This window comes from Streptomyces sp. NPDC059740 (assembly GCF_042733155.1).
Lineage (GTDB): Bacteria > Actinomycetota > Actinomycetes > Streptomycetales > Streptomycetaceae > Streptomyces.
In genome coordinates, this window is record NZ_JBHWGP010000012.1 from 99,255 (window position 1) to 123,652 (window position 24,398).

Annotated in this window: 21 protein-coding genes; 13 read left to right on the top strand and 8 right to left on the bottom strand. The window is 74.6% G+C overall.

Annotated elements, in window-relative coordinates; all coding sequences use genetic code 11:
• The first annotated feature begins 58 nt into the window (after positions 1 to 58).
• Both ACFV3R_RS16925 and ACFV3R_RS16930 read left to right on the top strand, forming a co-directional pair.
• Positions 59 to 1,753, top strand: a complete 1,695-nt coding sequence (locus ACFV3R_RS16925; protein ID WP_385582541.1) for a fibronectin type III domain-containing protein — start codon at positions 59 to 61, stop codon at positions 1,751 to 1,753.
• A 31-nt stretch (positions 1,754 to 1,784) separates the two neighbouring features.
• On the top strand, positions 1,785 to 2,213 hold the full coding sequence (locus ACFV3R_RS16930) for an adenylyltransferase/cytidyltransferase family protein (RefSeq protein WP_385582545.1): 429 nt from the start codon (positions 1,785 to 1,787) through the stop codon (positions 2,211 to 2,213).
• Positions 2,214 to 2,279: 66 nt separating this feature from the next.
• On the opposite strand, the gene ACFV3R_RS16935 is transcribed toward ACFV3R_RS16930, so the two are convergent.
• Complete coding sequence (locus ACFV3R_RS16935) at positions 2,280 to 3,005, bottom strand: CDP-alcohol phosphatidyltransferase family protein (protein WP_385582548.1); 726 nt, start codon at positions 3,003 to 3,005, stop codon at positions 2,280 to 2,282.
• A gap of 38 nt (positions 3,006 to 3,043) precedes the next feature.
• Between ACFV3R_RS16935 and ACFV3R_RS16940 the strand changes: the two genes are divergently transcribed.
• Both ACFV3R_RS16940 and ACFV3R_RS16945 read left to right on the top strand, forming a co-directional pair.
• A complete protein-coding gene (locus ACFV3R_RS16940; RefSeq protein WP_385582551.1) occupies positions 3,044 to 4,351 on the top strand; it encodes a glycosyl hydrolase family 28-related protein in 1,308 nt (435 codons plus the stop codon).
• A gap of 124 nt (positions 4,352 to 4,475) precedes the next feature.
• Positions 4,476 to 5,363 carry a helix-turn-helix transcriptional regulator gene (locus ACFV3R_RS16945; RefSeq protein ID WP_385582553.1) on the top strand — a complete coding sequence of 296 codons (888 nt, stop codon included), beginning with the start codon at positions 4,476 to 4,478 and terminating at the stop codon, positions 5,361 to 5,363.
• Between the two features lie 103 nt (positions 5,364 to 5,466).
• Here ACFV3R_RS16945 and ACFV3R_RS16950 read toward each other — a convergent pair whose 3' ends face one another.
• The gene (locus ACFV3R_RS16950) at positions 5,467 to 6,711 is read right to left on the bottom strand and encodes a PP2C family protein-serine/threonine phosphatase (protein ID WP_385582556.1); all 1,245 of its coding nucleotides are present in this window, start codon (positions 6,709 to 6,711) and stop codon (positions 5,467 to 5,469) included.
• Positions 6,712 to 6,912: 201 nt separating this feature from the next.
• On the opposite strand from ACFV3R_RS16950, the gene ACFV3R_RS16955 reads away from it, so the two are divergent.
• Together ACFV3R_RS16955 and ACFV3R_RS16960 are read left to right on the top strand one after the other, a co-directional pair.
• Positions 6,913 to 7,569: a dienelactone hydrolase family protein gene (locus ACFV3R_RS16955; RefSeq protein ID WP_385582559.1), complete on the top strand. Its 657-nt coding sequence runs from the start codon at positions 6,913 to 6,915 to the stop codon at positions 7,567 to 7,569.
• Positions 7,570 to 7,780: 211 nt separating this feature from the next.
• Positions 7,781 to 8,221 carry a hypothetical protein gene (locus tag ACFV3R_RS16960; protein ID WP_385582562.1) on the top strand — a complete coding sequence of 147 codons (441 nt, stop codon included), beginning with the start codon at positions 7,781 to 7,783 and terminating at the stop codon, positions 8,219 to 8,221.
• A gap of 344 nt (positions 8,222 to 8,565) precedes the next feature.
• On the opposite strand, the gene ACFV3R_RS16965 is transcribed toward ACFV3R_RS16960, so the two are convergent.
• Complete coding sequence (locus tag ACFV3R_RS16965; RefSeq protein ID WP_385582566.1) at positions 8,566 to 9,009, bottom strand: ATP-binding protein; 444 nt, start codon at positions 9,007 to 9,009, stop codon at positions 8,566 to 8,568.
• Positions 9,010 to 9,449: 440 nt separating this feature from the next.
• Between ACFV3R_RS16965 and ACFV3R_RS16970 the strand changes: the two genes are divergently transcribed.
• Positions 9,450 to 9,581 carry a hypothetical protein gene (locus tag ACFV3R_RS16970; RefSeq protein WP_385582569.1) on the top strand — a complete coding sequence of 44 codons (132 nt, stop codon included), beginning with the start codon at positions 9,450 to 9,452 and terminating at the stop codon, positions 9,579 to 9,581.
• A 67-nt stretch (positions 9,582 to 9,648) separates the two neighbouring features.
• Here ACFV3R_RS16970 and ACFV3R_RS16975 read toward each other — a convergent pair whose 3' ends face one another.
• Both ACFV3R_RS16975 and ACFV3R_RS16980 read right to left on the bottom strand, forming a co-directional pair.
• Positions 9,649 to 10,131 carry a MarR family transcriptional regulator gene (locus tag ACFV3R_RS16975; RefSeq protein ID WP_385582572.1) on the bottom strand — a complete coding sequence of 161 codons (483 nt, stop codon included), beginning with the start codon at positions 10,129 to 10,131 and terminating at the stop codon, positions 9,649 to 9,651.
• 126 nt (positions 10,132 to 10,257) lie between these two features.
• Positions 10,258 to 10,761, bottom strand: coding sequence for a hypothetical protein (locus tag ACFV3R_RS16980; protein ID WP_385582575.1), 504 nt, complete (start codon positions 10,759 to 10,761; stop codon positions 10,258 to 10,260).
• Positions 10,762 to 10,943: 182 nt separating this feature from the next.
• On the opposite strand from ACFV3R_RS16980, the gene ACFV3R_RS16985 reads away from it, so the two are divergent.
• Positions 10,944 to 11,399 (top strand): nitroreductase family deazaflavin-dependent oxidoreductase, encoded by a 456-nt coding sequence (locus tag ACFV3R_RS16985; RefSeq protein WP_385582578.1) that lies wholly within the window; start codon positions 10,944 to 10,946, stop codon positions 11,397 to 11,399.
• 111 nt (positions 11,400 to 11,510) lie between these two features.
• Here ACFV3R_RS16985 and ACFV3R_RS16990 read toward each other — a convergent pair whose 3' ends face one another.
• From ACFV3R_RS16990 to ACFV3R_RS17000, 3 genes are all read right to left on the bottom strand, one after another.
• Complete coding sequence (locus ACFV3R_RS16990) at positions 11,511 to 12,809, bottom strand: YeeE/YedE family protein (protein ID WP_385582581.1); 1,299 nt, start codon at positions 12,807 to 12,809, stop codon at positions 11,511 to 11,513.
• A 535-nt stretch (positions 12,810 to 13,344) separates the two neighbouring features.
• Positions 13,345 to 16,695 (bottom strand): GH92 family glycosyl hydrolase, encoded by a 3,351-nt coding sequence (locus ACFV3R_RS16995; RefSeq protein ID WP_385582584.1) that lies wholly within the window; start codon positions 16,693 to 16,695, stop codon positions 13,345 to 13,347.
• A 378-nt stretch (positions 16,696 to 17,073) separates the two neighbouring features.
• Positions 17,074 to 17,985, bottom strand: a complete 912-nt coding sequence (locus ACFV3R_RS17000) for a YceI family protein (RefSeq protein WP_385582587.1) — start codon at positions 17,983 to 17,985, stop codon at positions 17,074 to 17,076.
• Between the two features lie 484 nt (positions 17,986 to 18,469).
• Between ACFV3R_RS17000 and ACFV3R_RS17005 the strand changes: the two genes are divergently transcribed.
• From ACFV3R_RS17005 to ACFV3R_RS17025, 5 genes are all read left to right on the top strand, one after another.
• Complete coding sequence (locus ACFV3R_RS17005) at positions 18,470 to 19,300, top strand: putative protein N(5)-glutamine methyltransferase (protein WP_385582590.1); 831 nt, start codon at positions 18,470 to 18,472, stop codon at positions 19,298 to 19,300.
• 187 nt (positions 19,301 to 19,487) lie between these two features.
• Positions 19,488 to 19,883 (top strand): TIGR03618 family F420-dependent PPOX class oxidoreductase, encoded by a 396-nt coding sequence (locus tag ACFV3R_RS17010; RefSeq protein WP_385582593.1) that lies wholly within the window; start codon positions 19,488 to 19,490, stop codon positions 19,881 to 19,883.
• Between the two features lie 266 nt (positions 19,884 to 20,149).
• Positions 20,150 to 20,935: an MgtC/SapB family protein gene (locus tag ACFV3R_RS17015; protein WP_385582597.1), complete on the top strand. Its 786-nt coding sequence runs from the start codon at positions 20,150 to 20,152 to the stop codon at positions 20,933 to 20,935.
• A gap of 344 nt (positions 20,936 to 21,279) precedes the next feature.
• Positions 21,280 to 22,647, top strand: coding sequence for an MFS transporter (locus ACFV3R_RS17020; protein WP_385582600.1), 1,368 nt, complete (start codon positions 21,280 to 21,282; stop codon positions 22,645 to 22,647).
• Between the two features lie 292 nt (positions 22,648 to 22,939).
• Entirely contained in the window at positions 22,940 to 24,397 is a 1,458-nt protein-coding gene (locus tag ACFV3R_RS17025) for a GH1 family beta-glucosidase (RefSeq protein ID WP_385582603.1), read from the top strand.
• Position 24,398: the final 1 nt, after the last annotated feature.

Sequence of the window (24,398 nt, forward strand, 5' to 3'; positions counted from 1 at the left end):
CGCCGGACCGGCCGCCCCGCACCTTCCAGGCAACTCGCCGCGCTCCCCGGGGGGACCCATGCGCCGCGCACCAACCATCGCCGCCGTACTCGCCTCCGCGATGCTCGGCACCACCTCCGTCATGCTCTGCGCCGGCACGACCCACGCGGTCGCCCGGAGCGGCAGCCCCGGCCGTGCCGCGCCGGCCGCCGGCACCGCAGTACGCTCCGCTGCCGCCGGCAGCTCCACCGCCGCGCACCCCACCACCACTGCGGCGGCGCCCGCGGCGGCCACCGCCGCGCCGCACCCGGCCACCGCTGCCGCCGCCGCGGGCCCCGCCACCGTCACCGCCGACCCGCTGCCGACCTGGCAGACCGACGGCACCGTCTGGGCGATGGCCCAGGCGCACGGCGTGGTCTACGTCGGAGGCACCTTCAGCCACATCCGGCCCCCCGGCACCGCGCCGGGCGATGCCGGCGAACTCGCCCGCACCAACTTCGCCGCCTTCGACGCGGCCAGTGGCGAACCGCTGGACTGCGCGCCGGCGTTCACCGGCGGAACAGGCACCGTCCGCGCCCTGCGGGTCTCCACCGACGGGTCCCTGCTGTACGTCGGCGGCTCCTTCGGGCACGTCGGCACCATCGGCCGCTCCAACACCGCCGCCCTCTCCACCGCCGACTGCAGCGTCGCCCCGGCCTGGAAGCCGGTGGTCAACGCCACCGTCAAGGCGATCGACGTCACCGCCGACACCGTCTACATCGGCGGGGACTTCACCAGCGTCCAGGGCCAGACCCGCGAGCGCCTCGCCGCCCTCGCCACCGACGGCACCCTGCGGCCCTTCCACGCCGTGCTCGCCGGGTCCTCGATCTCCAACGACCCCAACCCCGGCGTCAACGCGATCACCGTCGACCCCGCACACAAGCAGGTCATCGTCGGCGGACGCTTCACCTCCGTCAACCACTCGGGCAAGGCCCAGGCACTGGTGGGCCTCGACGCCGGCACCGGGGCGGTGACCCACCCCTTCACCGGCTGGATCCCGGCCAAGTCCGCCGTCAAGGTCCTGATCAACGACGGCACGAACTTCTACGTCGGGGCGGAGGGCACCGGCCACCTCGTCTTCGACGGCCGCATCGCCGGCCGGCTCTCCGACGGCGGGATGGTCTGGAAGGACACCTGCCTCGGCGCCACGCAGGCCCTGGTGGCGACCGGCGGTGTCCTCTACAGCGCCTCCCACGCCCACAACTGCCAGGACACGCCCGGCGGTTTCCCCGACGAGGGCTTCCGCCAGCACTTCCTCGCGCAGTCCGTCACCGACCGCACCATCCTCCCGTGGTTCCCCGACACCGACGACGGCATTGGCGAGGGCATCGGCCCCCGGGCGCTGGCGATGGCCGACGGCGTACTGTGGGCCGGCGGCGAGTTCACGCAGGTCAACGACGCACCCCAGCGGGGCCTGACACGGTTCGCCGCGAGTCCGGACACCGGCGCGCCCCAGGTGCCCCTGATGAGCGGCACCAGCACGGCCTCGGGCAGAATCACCCTGAGCTGGAAGGCCTCCTGGGACCGCGACGACGGCACCCTCACCTACCGCATCTACCGCGACGGCGTCCTGCTCAAGACGGTCACCGGCGACTCCCGCTACTGGGACCGGCCGACGATGACGTACACGGACACCGTGACCCCCGGAGCCGAGCACCGCTACTCCCTGGAGGTCACCGACGGAACCAACCTCTCCGGCCGCAACGGCCCCGTCTACGTCACCGCGAAGAAATGACCGTGCCCGAGGACGCCGCCGGGGGGAGCCCGTGACCTACCGCGTGGGGTACGCCCCCGGCGTCTACGACCTGTTCCACATCGGGCACCTCAACATCCTGCGTCACGCCCGTTCCCGCTGCGACCACCTGGTGGCAGGGGTGGTCTCCGACGCCATGGCGGTGCGCGCGAAGGGGCGCGCCCCCGTCGTCCCGCTCGCCGAGCGCCTGGAGATCGTGCGCAGCGTCCGCCACGTGGACGCCGCCTTCGTCGAGACGGAGCCGGAGAAGGTACGGGCCTGGCAACAGGTCCGTTTCGACGTGCTGTTCAAGGGCGACGACTGGCGCGGGACGGACAAGGGGCGCCGGCTGGAGAAGGACATGGCCGCGGTGGGCGTGGAGGTGGTGTACCTGCCCTACACCGTCCACACCTCCAGTTCCCTGCTGCGCCGGACCCTGGACCGCCGGGCCGGGCCCGCCTGAGGGCGGCGGGGTGCCGGCCCCGGGCGGGCGCGGGCCGCAAGAGACGGCCCGCGCCCGCCCCTCCGCTCACCCGGCCTGCGACAGCTCCCGGTACCACTTGGCCAGAAAGGCGACCAGGAACAGCAGATGCGCCACCGCCAGGAGCCCGTAGACCACGGTGAACACCCCGGGCCACCCCAGCGTGACGAACGCCAGGGCCACCACCCCGAAGTCCACCGGCAGCAGGGCGAGGGCGCGCACCCGGGACGGGGGGCCCGCCGGGGGAGCGGGGGCGGCGCGCCGGCCCAGCAGTTCGCGGAGCACCCCGCCGAAGAACACCGTCACCGCGGCGGTCTGGAAGCAGAACGGCAGCACCACCGGCCACCGCCCGTCCAGGGGCCACCGTCCGTCCACCGGGAAGCGCAGCAGCGAGACGGCCACCGCCGCGTGCAGGGTCACCGTCTTCACGCAGTCCACGACGTGGTCGAGCCACTCGCCCGCAGCGCTGCCGCCCCCGCGCAGCCGGGCGAGCTGCCCGTCGGCCGAGTCCAGTGCGAACCCGAGCGCCAGCGCCGCCCACACCACCGGCCCCAGCCACGGCGCGGGCCGGAACCAGGCCACCGCGGCCACCCCGGCCAGGCTGACCACGGCGCTGGCCGCGGTCACCTGGTCCGGCGTCATGCCCAGCCGGAAGGCCGCCGCGGCGAACACCCGTCCCACCGGGCGGTTGACCCACCGCGAGTACAGCGACACCCCCCGGGACGTCTTCTGCGCGGTGCGCAACGCCCGCCACGCCGTCACGTAACGTGCCATCTCCCCCACCCACCGTCCTCCCCGCGAAGGAGCCCATCTTGGCAGCCGCGCCCCGCCCGTCAACCTCCGGTACCCCGCGGCGGGCGGTGCTCGCCGGGGCCGCGGCGGCGCTCGGCGTCGTGGCGGCGGGCTGCGACGCGGACCGCGGCCCCGCGGACGGCCGCGCCCCGGTGGCTCCGGTGGTGACGGGCAGACCGCCGCGCGGCTCGGACACCGTCGACGTGGTGCGCGACTGCGGTGCCCGGGGTGACGGACGCACCGACGACAGCGAGGCGTTCGCGCGTGCCTACCGGCACGCCGAGAGCCGCGTGTGGGACCACGTCGGCCGCACCGTCGTCACCGTCCCCGCAGGCACCTACCTGGTACGGCGGCCCGGAGCCCTGCTCGACGCCGACGGGTCACACCTGAAGGCCAACGGGCTGCGGTTCGAAGGGGCCGGCAAGCGCATGACCCAGATCGTCTTCGCGCCTGCACGGCCGCACGACGAGGACGCCGCCGCCGACACCTACCTCTGCCGCAACAACGACGCCTGGGCCAACGTCTCCTTCGAGCGGATCGCCTTCCGCTCCGCCACCCCGGGCGTCTCCTTCTTCTCCTCGTACTCGACGGGGCAGGCACAGGACTACCGGTTCAGCGAGTGCGAGTGGACGGGGGAGTGGGGCTACGGGCTGGCCCTGGACGGCAGCAACACCAACTCGGAGATGCGCTGGGAGGCGTGCCGGGTCGGTGGCGCCTACCGCAGGGCGTTCCTGTACTCCGGGCTCTCCCACCGGACCACCGACGTGGCCGCGCAGGACCAGTTCCTGAACTACTGGTTCACCGACATGAAGGTGGAGTACGAGTGGGGCGACTTCCTGGACTTCCCCTACGGCGGGTCCATCACCTGCCGCGGCGGCTCGTACATCGTCACCGGCCGGCGTCCCGGCGGCGCCGGGAAGGACGGCCCCACCAGCACCTTCTTCCGCTTCCCCCGGGGCCCCCACCACGACTCGGTGCAGCGCTTCCACGCCGAGGACATCCGGTTCGAGGTCCGCGGCCCCGACACGGTCGTCATCGACTGCGCCTGGGACAGCGGGACGGTCCACTTCAACGACTGCGACGACACCGCCCACGCCTTCCGGGACTTCGCCGCCGGCACCCGGCCGCACCGGTACCGCGCGGGGCCCCGCGGCCCCCTGGTGCGCTACGACTCCTGCCAGCTCTCCGGCCACCACGAGTACCGGCGCCAGGGCGGCGGCCCCCGCACCGTCCGCTACGACATGTGCCTGTTCGCCAACCACAGCCAGCACGACTTCTGTTCGGCCGGTGGGGAGGCCGTCAGGTTCGTGGACTGCCTCGGCCGGTGAGCGGGACGGGCGCCGGACAGCGGGCCGGCCGCACCGCGGGGACGCCGGCCCGCAGCACGCGGCCGGGCGGCCCCGTACCGCAATTCCCGGGCCCGACGCGTGCACCACCTCATACGCTCTGCGCATGCACTCCAGCGAACTCGGCGAGTTCCTCCGCTCGCGCCGCGCCCGTATACGCCCGGAGGACTGCGGGCTCCCCGCCTTCGGCCGCCGCCGGGTGCCCGGCCTGCGGCGTGAGGAGGTGGCGCAGCTCGCCGGTGTCAGCGTCGACTACTACGTCCGGCTGGAACAGGGGCGTGGCGCCTCCGTCTCCGACGCGGTCCTGGACGCCGTGGCGCGGGTCCTGCGGCTGGACGCCACCGAACACGGCCACCTGCGCGACCTGGTCCGCGCCGACCGCCGCAGCCCGGCGCTCCACCGGCCCCCGGGCTCCGGACACGCCGCGCCGGTGCGCGAAGGGGTGCGGGTACTGCTGGACGCGGTGGGGGCGGCACCCGCCTTCGTGCTGGGCCGGCGCATGGACGTCCTGGCCTGGAACGCGCTGGGCGACGCGGTGGTGGGGTTCAGCGGCATGCCGGCGCGGCGACGCAACATGGCCTGCGCCGTCTTCCTCGACCCGGCAGCGCGGGAGGTCTACCCCGACTGGGAGTCGGTGGCAGCCGACACCGTGGCCCACCTCCGGCTGGACGCGGGACGGCACCCCGGGGACCGGCGGACCGACGCCCTGGTGAGCGAACTGAGCGCCTCCGGGCCGGACTTCGTCCGGTTGTGGAACGCCCGCCAGGTCAAGGAGAAGACCCACGGCACCAAGCGGATGTGCCACCCACAAGCAGGCGAACTGCACTTCGGCTTCGAGTCGCTGGCCCTGCCCGGCGACCCGGACCAGACGCTGGTGGTGTACACCGCGCCTGCCGGAACCGACACCGCCGACCGCCTCGACCGCCTCGCCGCCCACGCGTCCGGGGAGCGCACCGGGGAGTACGAGGAGGCGCTCGCCCTCGGCGGCGGGTGAGGCGCTGCCCGCCCGCCGGGTGAGCGGCGGACAGGCGTGACCGCCCGGCGCTCCCCGCGCAGCGGCGGCCCGAGTGCCCGGACACGGAGCCCGGCGGGCGCGGTCAGTAGGAGGGGGGCCGGCCGGGCGCGGTGACCGAGCCGCCGTCGCCCGGCCGCCACTCCAACAGCAGCAGGGTGGCGTCGTCACGCAACTCGTTGTCCTGGTCGTCCACGATGAAGTGGATCAGACGCCGCAGGGTCTCGAACGCCAGCTCACCGGCGGCCGAGGCGCGGATGATGGAGTCGGTGAACCGCTCCAGCCCGAACACCTCCCCGTCCGCGCCCCGCACGTCGGTGACCCCGTCGGTGTACATCAGCACCCGGTCGCCCGGCTCCAGGCCGGCCTCGTGGACCGTGCGGGGCTCGTCGCTGAGCGAGGACGGCAGGCCCATGGGCAGCTGCCCCGGGCGTTCCAGGGCGCCCGCGAGCACGGTGTCGCGACGGATCAGGAGCGGCGGCGGGTGACCGCAGTTGATCCACCGAAGCCGCCCGGACGCCAGGTCGAGCTGGGCGAAGATTCCCGTGGCGAAGCGGTCCGGCAGCCAGCGGGAGAGCGACTTGTCGATGGTGGCCACGGTCTCCCTCAGGTCCGCCCCCGCCCGCCGGCCGCTGCGGCAGCTCGCCATGACCACCGCGGTGGCGAGTCCGGCAGCCAGGTCGTGCCCCATCGAGTCGACGATGGAGGTGTGCAGGGTGGAGCGGGTCATGGCGTGGTCGAAGGCGTCACCGCCCATCTCGTAGGCCGGCTCCAGCACGGCCGTCGACACCCCCTGGTCGTTGCCGATGGTGCGGGGCGGCAGGAACGCGCGCACCATCTCGGCCGGTACCTCCATGGGCCGGGTGCGTGACTGCCGCACGAAGGTGTCGCTGTACGCGCGCTTGGAGGTGATCACCGGCGCCAGCAGGGAGGCGAGCGCCCGGGCGCGCTGCATCCGCGGGGCGTCCACCACCGCGCTGTGGACCTCCAGCACGCCCAGCCGCTCCACGCCGTCGACCAGCGGAAGCCAGATCAGCATGGATCCGTCCCCGGCCTCCTCCACCCGGCTCGTCATGGTGCGGTACGTCCAGCCCGCCGTGGAGGTGTCCACGGACAGTGGCGGACGGCCCTCGCCCAGGGAGGCCAGCCGGCGCTGCTGGATGTCGACCAGATGGATGACGACACGTTGCAGGCCGCAGGCCGTGGCGTGCCGGTTGACGAGGTCGTGCAGGTCGGTGGGGGTGGCGTGCTGGGCCTGCTCCTGAAGCGCTTCCAGCGACCCGTCGGCGCCCGGGAGCGGTTGCGGCTCGGAGAGGGAGTCCGTGGACATGGTCACCTCCTCCCTCGGCAGTCTCGCACCCACCGGCGGAGATCGCCGGACGGGCGCCCGGCCCGCCGGGGGCAGGTTGCCCCGGGCACCGGTCCGTTCTGCGCAGGCCCGGACGGGTGCTCGCCCGCCCCGGTCATGTTCCGGGCCCGGCGGGCTACCCGGGGAGTGAGCGGTGCCGCAGACGAGTGAGGGGAGAGTGCGATGTACGAGGAGGCCGTGGCGATCCCGGCGGGCGAGGTGACGCTGCACGGCGATCTCCTCCTGCCGACGGGGACAGCGGACGTCGTGGTGTTCGCCCACGGCAGCGGCAGCTCGCGGCACAGTCCCCGCAACCGCGCGGTGGCCGCCGCGCTGCAGCGCGAGGGGCTGGGCACCCTCCTGATGGACCTGCTGACCGAGGACGAGGAGAGCCGGGACGTCAACACGGCCGAGTACCGGTTCGACATCGAGCTCCTCGGCGCGCGGGTGGTGGCGGCCGTCGACTGGCTGGCCGGGCACGAGCCGGCGCGCGGCCTCGCGCCCCACCTCTTCGGGGCCAGCACCGGGGCCGCCGCGGCGCTGGTGGCCGCCGCCGCCCGTCCCGAGCCGGTGCGGTCGGTGGTCTCCCGGGGCGGCCGGGCGGACCTGGCCGGTGACGCCCTGGACGGGGTGCGGGCCCCCGTGCTCCTCGTCGTCGGCGGGCAGGACACCACCGTCCTGGACCTCAACGAACAGGCGGTCCGCCGGCTGCCGGAGGCGTCCCGGGTGCACGTGGTGCCCTGGGCGACCCACCTCTTCGAGGAACCGGGCGCCCTGGAGGAAGTGGCGCAGCGGGCCGTCGCCTGGTTCCGGGAGCCGGGCCGCGCGCCCGGCACCTGAACGGGCCAGTCCTGCCCGGTCGGCGCCCGGCCCCGCGACCGGGACGGCCGACGGGCTTCCCCACCGGGGTCACGGGGCATGAGGCCAGGACAGCACACTCGTACCCGTCGTGCCCGGCCCCGGCCGGCACGGCCGTCCGCGTCGGAACCGCGACACCGACGCGCGGTGCCGGCACGCGGTGTGGAGCCCCCGTCGCGGGCAGGATGGAGCAATGACGGACGAACCCCAGGAACCGGGTCTGCCGGACACCCACCCCGTGCTGCTCTACCTCGACGCCCTCCGGGCGCGCATGGCGGACGCAGACTTCGAGCTGCTCATGCGGATGGTCGACCCGATCATGGCGGCGATCCGCGAACAGCGGGTCGGCAACATCGACATCGACCTGGGCGAGGACGAGGGGCGGGTGACACCGCAGATGAGGGAGGAGGTCTCCACCCTCGTCACCATCGCCATCACCGGCCGCATGGACCATGAGTTCGTGGAGGTCGACACCGACGGGGAGGGGCACCCGGTGCGGGTCATGGTCGACTCGGACACGGCCCGTGACCCCGAGCGCCTCGCCGAGCTGCGGGAGTGGGCGCGGGACCGGCAGCAGCAGGACGACGAGCTGCGCGGCATCGCCGAGGTCAGCGACATGCGGGACGAGCTGTGAGGGCCGCCGAGGGCCGGTAGGGCCACCTGTTCGCGGCGGGATGCCGGGCCTCCCGGCGTCCCACCGTGAACAGGTGGCCCCGTGGCCCGGTCGCCAGGGACCGCTCGCGCAGGTCGGGAAGGTGAAATCGCCGCTTCCGGGGAGCGGGGGGTGCCATAAGGGCGACAGCCGGTTACGGTCAGCTGGCGCGGGTGGCGCGGGTGGCGCGGGTGGCGCGGGTGGCGCGGGTGGCGCGGGAGCGGGCAGTCGGTGACGGCGGGCCGTGCGTGCGGCTCACCCGCGTACGAGGTGGCGGGCCGGCCCGGCCGGAGGAGGCGAGTGGACGGCCCGGACGGGCCTGCTCGTCAGAGCTCGCCGGTGAGGCGGAGGGTCGCGGTGGTGCGCTTGCCGCCGGCCTGGCGCCGGATCGCGAAGTCCTGGCACAGCGCGAGGACGATCTCCAGGCCGTGCTGGCCGATACGGCCCGACTCGGGCGCGCGGGGCACCGGCATGACGGTCTCGGTGTCCCAGACGGAGACGTGGAGGAGGTCGCCCTCGACGGCGAGGTCGAGCAGGCACGGGCCGGGGGCGTACTTGCACGCGTTGGTGACCAGCTCGCTCACGACGAGCTGGACGGTGCCGACCAGCCGGTCGGTGACAGGCATGCCGAACTCGCTCTGCGCCTGCGTCAGGAACCGGGTGGCGAAGTCGCGTGCCACCCCGATCGAGGCCGAACCGCCGTTGTAGGTCGCGCTGGCCCGCAGCGGGCCGCCGCACAGTGCTGTTCCGTCCTCTGCCGTCACTGTCATCCCGTCCTGCACCACTGAGCACCTGCCTCTGACGCTGCCACTTGTGAAACAAGGGCGCCCCCCTGAGGTGCCCTGGCTTCCCAAGCCGCCCGTACCCCCTCCCGGGTTCTTCACACCCACGGGTTTTTCCGCCGCCCGGGCCCGCCGCCATACCAGGGGAGCGCCCCGTCGCCCCGGAGCCCGCGAGGTGCGGCGGCCCGGCCGCCCCACGCGGCACGGCGCCCGCCCCCCCGCGTCTGCGGGCCGCGCCCTTATGGACGCCGGATCAGACCGAAACCGGCGGCATCCCTCGGCGTCGGGCGGTCACACGGTCAGTAAGGCGTTGGCCGCGCGCCACCCGGGCGCGTGGTGAAAGCGCACGGCCCGCGACCGACCCCGCGCCGGCGGTGTGGGGGCGGGCGAGGGCGGTGCAGACGTCTCCTCCTGCCGGAAGGCCCGTCGTGATATTCCTCGCGCTCCTGCTGCCGCCCCTGATGCTGGGACTCCTGCTGGTGATGGGAGGCGTGGAGGACCTGGTGCTGCGCGCCCCCGCACGCCCCCGCCCGCAGCCCGCCCGGACCCCGCGCCCGTGACACCGCCCGCCGGCCGCCCCGGCCCCGCAACCCGCCGCAGACCCGCCCCCCGGCGCGCAGTCGCCGGTCACCGCAGCTGGTAGGCGTCGACCACTCGCCGGACCACGTCCGCAGCCACCTGGAGTTCCGCCGGGGTGAAACCGGTCAGGGCCTCGGCGAGGCGCCGGGTGCCCGCCTCCTCGGCCCGCGTCACCACCGCCACGCCCTCGGCGGTGGCGGCCACCCGGCGTACCCGCTGGTCGCCGGCGTCCCGGGCGGTCCGCACCAGGCCGGCGTCCTCCAACAGGGCCACCTGGCGGGTCACATGGGGTGCGGTGACCATCAGGCTCTCGGCCAGCGCGCCCAGCCGCAGCGGTTCGCAGGCCGCCACCAGGGCCCGCAGCAGCGCGAGCGAGGCCCGGTCGACGGCCAGCCCCGACTCCGTGCGCAACCGGGAGTGGGCGCGGGTCCCGGTCATGGCGTAGGCGAGGGCCGACAACGAGCCGTACAGGTCCGCCAGCGGGGACGGCGCGGGCTGGGGCGACGAGGGGACGGGGTCGGTGTGTTCCATCGCGTCGATGATGCCGGACGGCCGCAGGTCCGGGGGCGGGAAGCGCGCCCCGGCCACCGGCGCCCCGGCCTTCGCCGTCCTCCGGGCCCGGTGGCCCGGGGCGGCGGCCGGTGCCGGGCGCGGCGGTCAGCCGGCCTCCGGCTCCGGCCGGCGCCGGGCCTGCATCCGCGCTTCGTACAGGTGCCGGCGGCCGGCCGCCAGGTCCTGGCGTACCTGTTCCTCCACCTCGCGGAAGACGCGGTAGTAGGTGTCCTCGTAGGCCTCGACGATCTGGTACGTCCAGTGCTGCGGAATGACGTCGCGTCCGACCAGCTTGCGTTCCACCAGGCGGGCGTGGGGTTCGTGGCCCGCCTCCCGCAGCAGCCGCACCGCCTCGTCGAGCCGCCAGTCGGCGCCCCCGGTGAGCTGGTGGAAGGCGTAGAGGTGCCCGCGTGCCCGCTCCGTGGTCTCCAGCGCTTCGGAGAGCACCCCCAGGGCCTCGACCGTGGTGTCGCTGACGCCGGGCGGCACCAGGTGTCCCGGGTACGGCGGCCCGTCGGCGGAACGGGACGGCGCACGTCCCGTGGAAGGGGGCCCGCCCGTCCCGTCCGCACCGGGGACGGCGGGCGTGCTGTCGAAGTGCTCGGTCATGCGGTGCCTCTTCCCGGGCCGCCGGGCCCTCTCACTGCGGGTGGGCCGAGTGGCGGAGGCAGCCGGCGGCGGAGCCGTCAGGTTCACCGCGCGGGGCCCGGGGAAGGCAAGGGAGACGGCGGTCGGACCCGGCGACGGGCCGTACCGTGACCAGGCGTCGACCACGAGGAGGACGAGGGAGCATGCCGCTCACCGGTGAGTACGAGCCCAGCCCGCAGCAGTGGGTACGCGATCAGGTGGCCCTGTACGAGGGTTCGGGAGGTACCGAGGGGACGACGATGCGGGACCTGCCCGTGATCGTGCTGACCACCCGCGGCGCCCGGAGCGGGAAGATCCGTAAGACGCCCCTCATGCGCGTGGAGCACGAGGGCCGGTACGCCGCGGTGGCCTCGCTGGGCGGTGCTCCGAAACACCCGGTCTGGTACCACAACGTCGTCGCGGACCCGCGGGTGGAGTTGCAGGACGGCCCGGTGCGGCAGGACATGACCGCGCGCGAGGTCACCGGGGAGGAGAAGGCCGCCTGGTGGAAGCGGGCAGTGGCGGCCTTCCCCGACTACGCCGACTACCAGGCCAAGACCGACCGGGAGATCCCGGTGTTCGTCCTGGAGCCGGCGGACGCACCGCACGGCACGCGCTGAGCCCTGCCGGCGGCGGGGTGCGGTCGGCCCCGACCGCCGACCGCACCGCCCCGCGCCGCCCGAGCCACCGGCGGGGCGGGGACGGGTGGCCGGACCGGTCGGCCGGGCGGGTCAGCAGACCGAGTCGCCCGGCCGCGGGTTGCCCAGCCCGAACAGCGGGCGCAGCCGCAGCCCCACCCAGGTCCCGACCAGGGCCACGGCCCCCCAGACCCAGCCGTGCAGGCTCCCGGAGGCGATGCCGGCCAGGTACGCGCCGATGTTGCAGCCGGAGGCCAGACGCGCGCCGACGCCCATGAGGACGCCGCCGAGCAGCGCGGCCACCGCCGTGCGCGCGGGGACGCTGCGGTGCAGCCGCCACACGCCGCCCACCGCTGCCGCGACGGCCGCGCCCACCATCACGCCGATGTCGGTCAGGCTCGTCTTGTCGGCGAGGACCGGACCGGAGAGCTGGGCGGCGTTCTTCGGCTGCTGGAAGTAGGCCCAGGTCTCCGGGTGGCCGCCGAGCGCGCTCACCAGCTTGGCGCCCCACAGGGCGAACGCGCTGGTCACGCCCCAGGCGCCGCCGGAGACCAGGAGCACGAGCGCTCCCAGCACGGCGAGGACGCCGGCGCCGGCGTACAGCGGCCAGGACCCGCGCACGGTGCGGGCGAGGAAGCCCCGCGCGGACGGCGCGACACCGGCCGGCGGCGGGTTGCGCCGGGCCTGCACCCGGCGCGAGACCAGGAAGACGACGGCCAGGACGGCCACCGTCAGCGCCCACGAACCCGCCCACCCGACGTGGTCGGAGAGGACCACCGACGGGAAGGCCGGCAGGTCGCTCCAGAGCGGGAACTGCCACGCGGCGAGCGTCGACCCCGCCACGAAGCCGCCGAGCGTGAGCACGATGGAGGTCTGGCCCGAGCCCACCGCGAAGAGGGTCCCGGAGGCGCAGGCGCCGCCCAGCTGCATGCCCACCGCGAACAGGAAGGAGCCGATGACCAGGGCGATCCCCAGCGGGCCGCCGCTGGGCTGCGGCACCGAGCCGAACAGCCCGCTACCGGTGCCGATGACGATCGCGAAGAGCGTGGCGGTGGCGCCCAGCAGCACGGTGTGGGCGCGCAGGCCGACCCCGTTGCCGACGGCGATGAGCTGCCGCCAGGCGGAGGTGAAGCCGAACCGCGAGTGGAACAGGGCCACCCCGAGCGCGATCCCGAGGAGGAGCAGGACGCCCGGTTCGGCGCCGTGCCGGGCCCACACGTAGGCCGTCAGCGCGGCGCCGATCACGGCGGCGACGGCGAGCGGCCCCCTGCGGACCGTGGGCGGCTCGGCCGGGGTGGGCAGCGGAAGACGGGTGGGGGAGGGGGCGAGCAGGCCGCGGCGCGGGGCTGCCTCAGAGGCAGGCGGCCGGGTGGGGGATGCCTGGGTGGTCAACGACTTCCTCCGACGGGGGACGCGGGACGGGTGCGGCGGTGGGTCGGTCCCCGGGACACGCACCACGGGGGCGGGGCCGCCGATGCCGGTGCGCGAAGTCCTTGAGCCACTCCGGCGGCGGCATCCCGGTGGTCCGTGGCTGCCCGCGCCGGACGCCGGCGGGCTGCCGGGCGTGGCGGTGAGGGACATGCGTGACGCGCGGCGACGGCGTGCGGCCGTCGCGGGCCGGGAGACGCGTTTCAGCGACGACAGAGGGCGTCGTCGACGCTCCACGTCGTCGCTGAGAAAAGCGCCATGGTCAGGGCGCACGCTTGTCCGAACATGGCGACCACGATAACCGCGCCTGCCCGCCCCTCGGTCCAGTCGTCTCACGATACGAGAGAGCTGGTGAGACATGCCTGTTCGGAGGCGGTGCAAGCAGGGTGACGGTCGCCACAAGGGGTCGTGCGGGGCCCGGCCGGGAAGAGCCGGCCGGGCCCGGGGTGCCGTCGCGGTGCGACCGTGCGAGGGCACCCCGGAAGCGGTGCCGGGATGCTCAGCCGACCGCCACCGCGAAGACGTGCATCGCACCTCCCGTCACCGTGGCGGGCAGCGTCACGCTGCGCAGCTCCTTGCCGGCCGCCGGCTCCACCGGGGCCGAGGCGAAGACGTAGGTGCCGACCTCCTCCTTCCCGCCGGACGCGACGTCGCGGTAGGGGGTGTGGAGCGCCACCGTGTTGCCGTACGAGGGCTGCTGCGCGCCCGCGCCCAGGGTCCAGTCGCTGAAGCCCAGCTCCACCTCCTGCGTGGTGCCGTCGGTGTAGGTGAGGACCATCGTCCCGTGGCTGGGGCCGTTGGTGGCGCTGCCCAGCAGGCTCAGCCGGCCGGCGCCCGCCGAGGCGGCCGGCACGTCCAGGACCCGGCTCTCGCCACCGCCCACGACGATGTTGTCCGGCACCCCTTCACCGGTCTCCGGCCAGGCCCAGGTGAAGCCGCCCGCCGTCACCGTGCCGCCCGGGGCCGCCCCGGCGGCGGCCAGCGCCGGCCCGGAGTAACTCCAGCCGCCCCCGTCGAAGTTGGCAGTGGGGTTGGCGTCGTCGGCGGAGATTCCGTTGCCGTTGAGGTACCACAGCACGGTCCCCGGCGTGCCCACCGTCACCGCCAGCGCCGCCTTCGGCAGCGTGCTGCCGTCGGCGCCCGTGAGGGTCAACGGGACGTGGTAGAAGCCCGCTTTGGTGCCCGCCGCAGCCGACACCGTGACCTTCGTCGAGGCGTGGCCGGCCCCCGGTACCGCGAACTCGCCCGAGGACGGCGAGACGGTGACCCCCTCGGGGGCGTCCGCCTTCCAGTGGACGGTCGTGCCCGCACGCCGCAGCGAGGTCACGTCGACGGTGGCCGTCTCGGTGCCCTTGCCCGGCTGCACCTTCACCCGGCCCGGGCCGGTTCCGGTCAGGTACGGCTGCTCGCCCTGCCGGAAGGAGGGCGGCGCGTCCTTCGCGGCCGAGCCCCAGGAGCGGTCCGGCGAGGTGGACAGGGTGTAGTCGAGCCGCCCGCCCTCACGCACGAAGCTCTCCGGCAGCCACGCCTTGCCGCTGCGCCTGCCGTCGACCTTCAGCCCGTGCACGTAGCGCGCCGCCGAGGAGGCCCCGGGGGCGTTCACCGAGAGGGTCTGACCGCTCCCGCGCCGCACCGTGACGTGCGGGAACAGCGGGCTGGCCAGTGCGAGTTCGGCGCGACCGGGGACCGCCGGGTACATGCCCATCGCGGCCCACACGTACCACGAGGACATCTCCCCGAGGTCGTCGTTGCCGACCAGACCGTCCGGCGTCGGCTGGTAGAGGGTGTCCACCGCCTGCCGCACCACGTCCTGCGTGCGGTACGGCGCGCCGGCGTAGTCGTAGGACCACGGGGTGCCCAGCGAGGGCTCGTTGCCGAGGAAGGCGTAGGGCTCCTTCGGGCCGGCGTTGAGCTTGGTGAAGTACTGGTCCAGCGCGCCCACGACCTTCTCGTCGCCGCCCATGGCGTCGAACAGGCCGCGCTGGTCGTAGGGGACCATCCACTGGTACTGGGCGCCGTTGCCCTCCACGTAGAGCGAGGGGTCGGCGGGGCTGTAGGGGCTGACGAAGGACCCGTCCCGGTTGCGGGGCTGGATGGTGCCCAGGGCCGGGTTGAACATGTTCTGCCAGTTCTGGGCACGCTCCATGAAGGTGTTGTGGGTCGCCGTGTCGCCGAGCCGCCCGGCCAGTTGGGCGATGCCGAAGTCGGCGGTGGTGTCCTCCAGGGTGGTGCTCACGTCACCGGGGATGTACCCCAGCTTCTCGTAGTCCGCCAGCCCGGGCCGCTCGATGTAGGGCGCGTCGGAGGACTGGACGGTGGTGGCGCCCTTGACCATGGAGGCCAGCGCTCCCCGGGCGTCGAAGCCGGTGGCGCCGAAGGCGTAGGTGCTGGCGATGATCGAGTGGTAGGGGTCGCCGGTCATCACGCCCTCGAAGTCGTTGTTGACCGACCACCGGTCCCACACGTCCCCCGCCTGGTGCGCCTGGTTGTACATCGACTGCGCCATGTCGCCCGCCTCGTGCGGTGCGAGCAGCGAGACCAGCTGCATTTCCGAGCGGTAGGTGTCCCAGCCCGAGAAGTTGGCGTACTGGGCGTGGCCGCGGGCGGCGTGGTGGACCTTGTCGTCGAAGCCGACGTACCGGCCGTCCGCGTCGCTGAAGACGTTGGGCTGGAGCAGCGAGTGGTACAGCGCGGTGTAGAAGGTGGCGCGCTGCGCCTGGGTGCCGCCGGAGACGGCCACTTGGCCGAGTCGGGAGTTCCACGCCGCACGGGTGCGGTGGACAACGTTGTCGAACGAGGCGTGGCCCTGTTCGGCCCGGGCGTTCGCGGCGGCACCGGCGACGCTGACGTAGGAGAGGCCGACCTTCACGCCCACGCTCGCCCCGCGGGAGGTGTCGAAGGTGACGTAGGCGCCGGAGCCGGGCCCGGACACGCTGGTCGCCTTGGACGGGGCGGTCATCGCGCTCCGGCCGGCGTCCAGCGGCCGGCGGTCGCCGCTCGCGTGGTCGCCGCCCGTGGTCCGGGCGGCGTGCGAGGTGGGGACCTTGGCCTTCGCGGTGCCCCGCACGGTCTTCGCCCCGGGGTCGACCTCGTCGTCGTGCCAGGTGCCGACCGAGGCGAAGGGGCGGTCGAAGGTGGCCGAGAAGTAGACCTTGTAGGTGTTGTCGCCGCCGCAGAAGTGGCCGCTGGCGACGTAGCCGGTCACGGTCCGGTCACCGGTGACGCGCGCCTGGGCGTCGGAGGCCCCGCCGATCGACCCCGAGACGTTGAGCAGCATCGTCGCGGTCTTCCCGGCCGGGTAGGTGAAGCGGCCCGCCCCCGAACGCTGGGTGGCGGCCAGTTCGACCTTCGTCCCCGAGGCGAGCTTCACGGAGTAGGAGCCGGGGGATGCCGACTCGTCGTCGTGGGAGAAGCCGTCGAGGTAGTGCCCCGGGTCGGCGGCCGGGGAGGTGGTGACGTCCCCGGCGTAGGGCATGAAGGGCAGGTCCTGGTCGCCGTTGCAGCCGGCCCCCGAGAGGTGGGTGAGGCTGAACCCCTTGATCTTGTCGTCGTCCCAGGCGTAGCCACCGGGCTGGCTCTTGTCGGTGTCGGGACTCCACTGGACCATGCCGAACGGTGCGTCGGCACCGGGGAAGGTGTTGCCCGCGCCGCCTCCCGTGCCGTAGTCCGCGCCGCCGGGCCGGGTGCCGACGAACGGGTTGACGTAGCGGGCCAGGTCGGTGTCGGCGGGCGAGGGGTGGTCGGCCGCCCGGGCGGGGCCGGCGACCGTCAGTGTGCCGGCCGCCAGTACGGTCACCGGCAGGACGTGCCGGAGCAGCCGCCCCAGCCGTCCGGTTCCGGGTCTGTGCATACCCTGTCTCCTCAACGTCTCGTCAGTCGCTGTGCGGATGCCGGGAGTCGACTGCCGGGCTGCCCGGCGCCGCGAGTCTGGTGCGCCGGAGGCGGGCCGTCAACGGTGCGGTCCCGGGCGCGGTGCCCGGAACGCCGTCGCCGGGGCGGTGTCGCGGGGGTGAGGAGGCCGGCGTGAGCCGCCGGAGGGCCGGTAGGGGTGCGTGGAGCGAGTGCGGGAGGTGTCCGGGGGCACGTGCGGTCCTTCGGGCGGGTCGGACGGTGGCCGTCCCAGCCCTGCCCTCTCGCCGCGCGGCGTAGTCCCCGGTGTCCGCCGGTTGGCCGGGACTGGCCCCGGGAGCCGTCGCCCCCGGGGCCGCGCCGCCGGCGGGACTACCGCCTACTCCGGGGGCGTCGGCGTGTCCGAGCTGCGGTACATCGCCTGCACGTCCAGCTCCAGCTTGACCGTGGGCCCGACCACGGCGATGCCTCGGGCCAGCATGGAGCGCCAGTTCAGGGTGTAGTCCTCGCGGTGCAGTTCGGCCTCGGCCAGGGCGGCGCAGCGCAGCTCCTCCGCGTAACCGCCGTTGACGACGCCCAGGTAGGTGGTGTCCAGTCCGACGGTGCGGCTGACGCCGTGCATGGTGAGCGCGCCGTTGAGCGTCCACTTCGAACCGCCCCGGTAGGACAGGCCGTCGGAGGAGAAGTCGATGTACGGGTAGCGCTCGACGTCCAGGAAGTCCGCCGACCGCAGGTGGTCGTCGCGCGTCCGGTTGCCGGTGGTGATGCTGGAGGCGTCGATGCGCACGTCGATCCGGGTGTCGGCGACGTCCGGGGTGACCTCGATGCGCCCGTCGAAGCGGGTGAAGCGGCCGTGCACGTGGGCCATGCCGACGTGCTTGGCGATGAAGCGGATCGCGGTGTGCGGCGGGTCGAAGACCCAGGATCCGGGCTGCGGCAGGGTCGGCGAGCGTCCCACGTCGAGCCGGACGGTGGTGACCTGCGAGGTGCGGTCCGCGGTGACCTCCACTGTCTCCTGGTGCGGTCGCAGACCGGACGCGGAGATCAGGAGCCCGTAACGGGCCGGCGGCAGGGTCACGAAGACCAGGCCGTAGGGGTCGGTCGTGGCCTTCACCGCCACCTTGCCGGTCTGCACCGAGGTGAGCGTGACCTCCGCGCCCGCCATCGGCTCGCCGACGGGGTCCAGCACCCGGCAGTGGAACGCTCCCGCTCCCGAGGGGACGGGGTGGAGGAGCCCGGCCCCCGCCGGGGAGCGTCCGGACGCCTTCCTCCGGAACAGTGCAAGGGGCATGACAAAAACCTTTCTCCATGTGCGTGCCGTGCAGCCCTTCCAGGTGGTGGGGGGTGGCCGTGCACGGCCCGGCCCGAAGGCCGGAGGTCTCTCTACGATCACATGAGTGAGGAGGGCGGGTGCGCGCGGGGAGGGTCTGTGACGGTCCGTCGCCTGCACCGCCAGGCGGGAAGAGCGGATTTGCGCCCGCTGTGACAGCCTCCGGCAAGGCGGGGGACACCAGATCCTCACAGGAGGCGGCCACCGTGAAGCATGCGTGAAGGAGTGGGGGCGGGGCGATGCCTCCGGGGCGTAGGGGGAGTCCCCGCGCCGGGCCGCCCGCGACGCCCGTTCTTCGGTATCATTCCCGGGTCCAGGCGAAGTCCGACCGAGGAGGTGAGACCCATCACGGCACGTCACGGTGGGGCGCTCACCCGCCGGGGTTGCGCGGCAGGTCCCGCATAGGCAACCCGGAGCGCCCCTTGAGCGCTCCGAAAGGTCACCTGTGTCCGTCAGGCACCCCGCGTCACCCGCCTCCTGCCCGCCGCTCTCCCCCGAAGCCCTCGTCCTTGCGCTGCGTGGCGCGGGATGCGTCTTCGCGGAGGAGGAGGCGCGTCTGCTCTCCGAAACCGCCCGCGACCCCGCCGAACTGACCCGGATGCTGGATCGCAGGACGGCCGGCCTGCCCTTGGAGCAGGTCGTCGGCTGGGCCCGGTTCCACGGCCGGCGGATCAGCCTCGACCCGGGGGTCTTCGTCCCGCGCCGGCGGACGGAGGCCGTCGTCGACCTCGCGCTGGCCCTCGCGCCACCGGACCCCGTGGTGCTCGACCTGTGCTGCGGCTCCGGCGCGGTGGCGGTCGCCCTCGCCGCCGCGCTGGCGGCCACCGGTGCGGGCGTCGCCGAACTGCACGCCGCCGACATCGACCCCGCAGCCGTGGCGTGCGCCCGGCGGAACCTGGCGCCGCTGGGCGGCACCGTCCACGAGGGCGACCTGTACGCCCCGCTCCCCGCCGGGCTGCGCGGACGCGTCACCCTCCTGGTGGCCAACACCCCCTACGTGCCCACCGCCGAGATCCCGCTGCTGCCGCCCGAGGCGCGGCTGTACGAGGCGCGGGTGGCCCTGGACGGCGGGGGCGACGGCCTCGATGTCCAACGGCGGGTGGCCGCCCGCGCGACGCGGTGGCTCGCGCCGGGCGGGCACCTCTTCATGGAGGTCAGCAGCCGGCAGGCGGACCGCGCAGTGGCCGTCCTGACCGACGCGGGGCTGCTGCCCCGGGTGGCCGAGGACGAGGAGCGTGACGCCACGGTCGTGGTCGGCACCCGGCCGCTCGCCTGAACCTCCGCCCGTCGGCCACCGGACGTGGGCCCTGCACCTCCGCCCGTCGGCCACGGGACGTGGGCCCTGCACCTCCGCCGGTCGGCCGCCGGACGTGCCGTCACCGGGTCCGGCGGGGCCGGTGGGACGGGCGCCGGCGTCGTCGCCGACCATGGGGCAGGCAGCCCACCGATCCCAAGGAGCCACTGTGGAACTCCCCGACGACCTCCTCGACCTGCTGCGCGGGCCGAGTCCCTGCTACCTCTCCACCACGATGCCCGACGGCTCCCCGCAGCTGACCCAGACCTGGGTCGACACCGACGGCGAGCACGTCCTGGTCAACAGCGTCCTGACGCACCAGAAGGTGCGCAACGTGCGGCGCGACCCCCGGGTGGCCGTCGCCGTCTCCGACCCCGAGGCCCCGCACCGCTACTTCCAGGTGCGCGGCCGGGTGGTGGAGGTGCGGACCGAGGGGGCCGCCGAGCACATCGACACCGTTTCGCAGAAGTACCTCGGGCGGCCCTACCCGTGGGAGTTCAGCGGCGGCCGGGAACAGGTGCGGGTCCTCCTGGTGATCGAGGCGGACCGGGTCAGCTCCCCCTGAGCCCGGCCGGCGTCGCCCCGCCCCCGGTGGCGGGGCGGTGGTGCCCTGCGCGTCCTCCCGGCTCGGCCCGCGCCCGTCCCACCGGGCCGGAATGTCACCCGGCCTGTCGCCCCCTCGGCCCTTCCCGGCAGCCCGCACGGCGCCTCGTCGGTTGCCTCTGCCCAGCTCACAGGTGTGAGAGCGCGGTGGCGGGCAAGGCGCTGCTGCGGGCCGAGTGGCAGACAGTGGGCGCGACCGTTGCGGGAGGGAACCCTATGATGACCGATATGGTGCACTTTGCCTGGGGTGAGCCGAGTGGTCAGGGGTGGACCCAGATCGGCTACCTGGGTATCGCCTTCCTCCTGTCCGCGGCCATCGGCCTGGAACGCGAGCTGAAGCAGCGGGCCGCCGGGGTGCGGACCTACACCGTGGTCGGTCTCGGCTCCGCCCTGTTCCTCCTGGTCAGCAAGTACGGCTTCACCGACGTCCTGGTCTCGGACCACGTCGTCCTCGACCCCTCCCGGGTGGCCGCGCAGATCGTCTCCGGGCTCGGCTTCATCGGCGGCGGCGTCATCTTCGTCAAGCGGGACGCGGTGCGCGGGCTCACCACCGCCGCCAGCGTCTGGCTCACCGCCGGGGTGGGAGCGGCAGCGGCGGCCGGCCTCCCGGTCCTGGCCGTCGTCGGTACCGTCGCCTACTTCCTGGCGGTCCTCTTCCTGCCGGTCGTCGCCCGGGCCTCGGCGCGGCTGCTCGGCACGGGCTACCCCCGCATGCGCATCCAGTACCTGGAGGGGCAGGGGCTGCTGCGCGAGTTGCTCAGCGCCATCACCGAGGCCGGCTTCTCGGTCGTCCACCTGGAGACGACGGACGTGGAGCGGGCGGAGGCCACCACCAGCCGGCGCCTGCGCAAGGAGAGCGAGACGCACGCCGGCGGGTCGGGGGCCTCGGGTGCCGGGGTCGCGGAGGTGAGCGTCTCGCTGGACGGCAAGGGCGACCTGGACGGCCTGGTCAACACCCTGGCGGGCATCGAGGGTGTCCTGACCGTGAACGGCGGGGCCTCCGCCGACGAGTGAGAAGCGGGCCCGTAGGTGAGGTGCCCCGCCGGGGCTTCCGTGCCCCCGGAGGCCCGTCCTCCGGGCCTCCGCTTCTGCCGCGCCCGGGCCGTGCGGTTGCCGCGGCGGACGGGCCTGCTCACCACTGTCCCCGCGGCCGCCCTGTGCTCCCGCCCTGATGTCCGGTGCTCCCGGGAGCGGCACTCCTGACCGTTGACAGCGCGACGCCCCGGCAGCACACTCCTCGGACACGAAGCGAACGTTAGTTCACTATGCGAACGAGAGCTGCTGTCGGGTCCGCGGCCGACGGTGCCGCCGCACCGTCCCCGCCCGCCGGCGCTCCTCACAACGGAGTGAGGCTGTCCGTGACCCCACCGAGTCCCCCCGCCCCGACGGTCCCCGGACGCTCGTTCCGCACCGTCGCCCCCGTCATCGCCCTGTGCTGGCTGGCGGTGTTCTTCGACGGCATGGACGTCAACGTCTACGGCACCGTCATGCCGCATCTGCTGGACGACCCCGGGCTGGGCTTCACACCGGCCATGGCCGGCACCGTGGGGAGCTGGACCACCTTCGGCATGCTGGTCGGCGCACTGGCCTGCGGCACCCTCACCGACTGGCTCGGACGGCGGCCCATGGTCGCCGGCAGCGTGCTGCTCTTCTCCGTGGGATCGGCGGTCTGCGCCCTCGCACCCGACGCCGCCGTGCTGGGCGCCGGGCGCTTCCTGGCGGGCCTGGGCCTCGGCGGCCTGATGCCCCTCGGCCTGGCCGTCGTCGCCGAGTTCGCCCCGCCGCGGAGTGCGGCGCTGGCCACCGGCCTGATGATGACCTCCTACCACGCGGGCGGGATGGCGGCCACCGGCATCGGCCTCACCGTCGCCCCCGAACACGGCTGGCGCTGGGTGTTCTGGGCCGGGGTCCTGCCGGCGGTCGTCGCCGTCCCCCTGCTGCTGAAGTGGCTGCCCGAGTCGCCCGGGGTCCTGCTGGCCAAGGGGCGCCCGGCCGAGGCTGCGGCGGTGGCGCACCGCTACCGGCTCCTCGAACCGGTGGCCGCGGTCGCCCCCGAGGCCGGCGCCCGCAGCCGCCTGTCCGCGGTGGCCTCCCTGTTCGCACCCGGACTGCGCCTGGCCACCCCGCTGCTGTGGGTGGCGTCCTTCGCCGGCCTCCTCCTGGTGTACGGGGTCTCCACCTGGCTGCCGGAACTCATGCGCGCCTCCGGCTACTCCCTCTCCTCCTCCGTGGCCTTCCTCATGGTCATCAACGCCGGCGGCATCGTCGGGATGCTGGTGGCCGGACGGGCCTCCGACCGGTTCGGGGCCGTCCGTGTCTCCGCCCTGTGGTTCCTCCTCACCGCCTGCGGCGCGCTGCTGCTTCGCGCGAGCCTGCCGCTCGCGGTCGCCTACGGCCTCATCTTCGTCACCGGTGTGTGGCTCTTCTCGGCGCAGGCCATGGTCTACGCCGCTGCGCCGGGCGTGTACTCGCCCGCCCAGCGCGCCACCGGCCTGGGGTGGATCACCGGCGTCGGACGGGTGGGTGCCGTCGTCGGCCCCTGGCTCGGCGGCGCGGTGCTCACCGGCGGCAACGCGGGACTGGGTTTCACCACCTTCGCGGTCGCCGCGGTGCTGGGGGCGGCGGCGATCGTGCTGGTGCCGCTGGTCCGCCGGCGTGCGCCGGGCGTCCGGCCGGGCCCCGCCGCGGGCCCCGGGCTCGACGGGGCCACCGCACCGCAGACCTGACGCCCCGTCGCGAAGGAGTGCTCCCCGGGCCCCGCGCCGGCACCGCCGGCCCGGGGTGGGCCACCGGAATGTGGGAGGGCCGACGCCCCTCCCGCACCATCCGTTGCCCGACGCCCCGTTGACTGGGGCGTCCCCCGCCTCCTACCGTCGCGACGAAACCGCTTTCGTCGCGCTCGGCCGCCGCCCGCCCCCGGTTCGCGCCCGGACGGGCCGGCGCTCACCCCTGCGCTGCCGACCCCGGCCGGCGTGCGCAGGACCCGGCCGCCGGCCCGGACCTGGAAAGGGACACGCCATGGCCCCCACCCCCCAGCAGCCCGCGTCCGCCGGAGGGCCCGTCAACGGCCCGGCCGGCCACCTGCCCCGGTTCCCCGCCGGCTTCACCTTCGGCGCGGCCACTGCCGCCTACCAGATCGAGGGCGCCCACGACGAGGACGGCCGAGCCCCCTCGATCTGGGACACCTTCTGCCGCCAGGAGGGCCGGGTCGCCGACGGCGACAGCGGCGACGTCGCCTGCGACCACTACCACCGCTACCGCGAGGACGTCGGGCTCCTGCGCGAACTGGGCGTCGACAGCTACCGGTTCTCGGTGGCCTGGCCCCGGGTGCAGCCGCAGGGTTCGGGTGCGGTCAACCCCGCCGGACTGGACTTCTACGACCGCCTGGTGGACGAACTGCTGGCCGCCGGCATCAGCCCCGCCGCCACCCTCTACCACTGGGACCTGCCGCAGGCGCTGGAGGACCGGGGCGGCTGGCGCTCCCGGGACACCGCGCACCGGTTCGCCGAGTACGCCGACCACGTCGCCCGGCGGCTCGGCGACCGGGTGCCCCGCTGGATCACCCTCAACGAGCCCTTCTGCACCGCCTTCGTGGGCCACGCCGTCGGCCGCCACGCCCCGGGCACGCGGGAGGGCCGGCCCGCGCTGGCCGTCGCCCACCACCTCCTCCTCGGCCACGGCCTGGCCGTCGCGGCGCTGCGCGGGACCGGGGCGAAGGAGGTGGGTATCACGCTCAACCCCGACCACCTGCTGCCGGCCACCGACTCGCCCGCCGACGCCGCCGCGGTGCGCCGGGCCCGCACCCTCCACAACGACGTCTGGCTCGACCCGCTGTTCGCCGGGCGCTACCCGGAGCACGAGGCGGAGACCTGGGGGCCGCTGGCCGACGGCTCCTACCGCCGCGAGGGCGACCTCGAAGTCATCGGCGCGCCCCTGGACTTCGCGGGCGTCAACTACTACCGGCCCCTGGTCATGGCCGACGCACCGCACGAGGAGCCGGACCCGCACCGCCGCACCGCCGCCGACATCGGCGTCAGAGAGGTCGGCATGGCGGGGGTGCGCCGCACCACCATGGGCTGGCCCGTCGCCCCGGAGACCTTCACCGACCTCCTCCTCGACCTCGACCGCCGCTACCCCGGCCTGCCCCCGCTGGTGATCACCGAGAACGGGTCCGCCGAGGAGGACGCCGTGGGGGAGGACGGGACCGTGCACGACGCGGACCGGGTCGCCTACCTCCACGACCACCTGCACGCTCTGGCGCGCGCCGTGGACCAGGGGGTCGACGTGCGCGGCTACTACCTCTGGTCGCTGCTGGACAACTTCGAGTGGGGGCACGGCTACCGCAAGCGGTTCGGCGTGGTCCACGTCGACTACGCCACCCAGCGACGCACCCCCAAGGACAGCTACCACTGGTACCGCCGCCTGCTGGCCGACCACCGCGCCCGCACCGGGCAGCCGCCCCGCTCCGAGGGGTGAC

Bases quoted from the DNA above. Each gene is read 5' to 3' on its own strand.
- ACFV3R_RS17015 (WP_385582597.1), top strand. From the start codon at position 20,150: ATGGTGCACTTTGCCTGGGGTGAGCCGAGTGGTCAGGGGTGGACCCAG.
- ACFV3R_RS16985 (WP_385582578.1), top strand. From the start codon at position 10,944: ATGCCGCTCACCGGTGAGTACGAGCCCAGCCCGCAGCAGTGGGTACGC.
- ACFV3R_RS16955 (WP_385582559.1), top strand. From the start codon at position 6,913: ATGTACGAGGAGGCCGTGGCGATCCCGGCGGGCGAGGTGACGCTGCAC.
- ACFV3R_RS16925 (WP_385582541.1), top strand. From the start codon at position 59: ATGCGCCGCGCACCAACCATCGCCGCCGTACTCGCCTCCGCGATGCTC.
- ACFV3R_RS16995 (WP_385582584.1), bottom strand. From the start codon at position 16,695: ATGCACAGACCCGGAACCGGACGGCTGGGGCGGCTGCTCCGGCACGTC.
- ACFV3R_RS16960 (WP_385582562.1), top strand. From the start codon at position 7,781: ATGACGGACGAACCCCAGGAACCGGGTCTGCCGGACACCCACCCCGTG.
- ACFV3R_RS16965 (WP_385582566.1), bottom strand. From the start codon at position 9,009: ATGACAGTGACGGCAGAGGACGGAACAGCACTGTGCGGCGGCCCGCTG.
- ACFV3R_RS16950 (WP_385582556.1), bottom strand. From the start codon at position 6,711: ATGTCCACGGACTCCCTCTCCGAGCCGCAACCGCTCCCGGGCGCCGAC.
- ACFV3R_RS16935 (WP_385582548.1), bottom strand. From the start codon at position 3,005: ATGGCACGTTACGTGACGGCGTGGCGGGCGTTGCGCACCGCGCAGAAG.
- ACFV3R_RS16975 (WP_385582572.1), bottom strand. From the start codon at position 10,131: ATGGAACACACCGACCCCGTCCCCTCGTCGCCCCAGCCCGCGCCGTCC.
- ACFV3R_RS17025 (WP_385582603.1), top strand. From the start codon at position 22,940: ATGGCCCCCACCCCCCAGCAGCCCGCGTCCGCCGGAGGGCCCGTCAAC.
- ACFV3R_RS16980 (WP_385582575.1), bottom strand. From the start codon at position 10,761: ATGACCGAGCACTTCGACAGCACGCCCGCCGTCCCCGGTGCGGACGGG.
- ACFV3R_RS16945 (WP_385582553.1), top strand. From the start codon at position 4,476: ATGCACTCCAGCGAACTCGGCGAGTTCCTCCGCTCGCGCCGCGCCCGT.
- ACFV3R_RS17000 (WP_385582587.1), bottom strand. From the start codon at position 17,985: ATGCCCCTTGCACTGTTCCGGAGGAAGGCGTCCGGACGCTCCCCGGCG.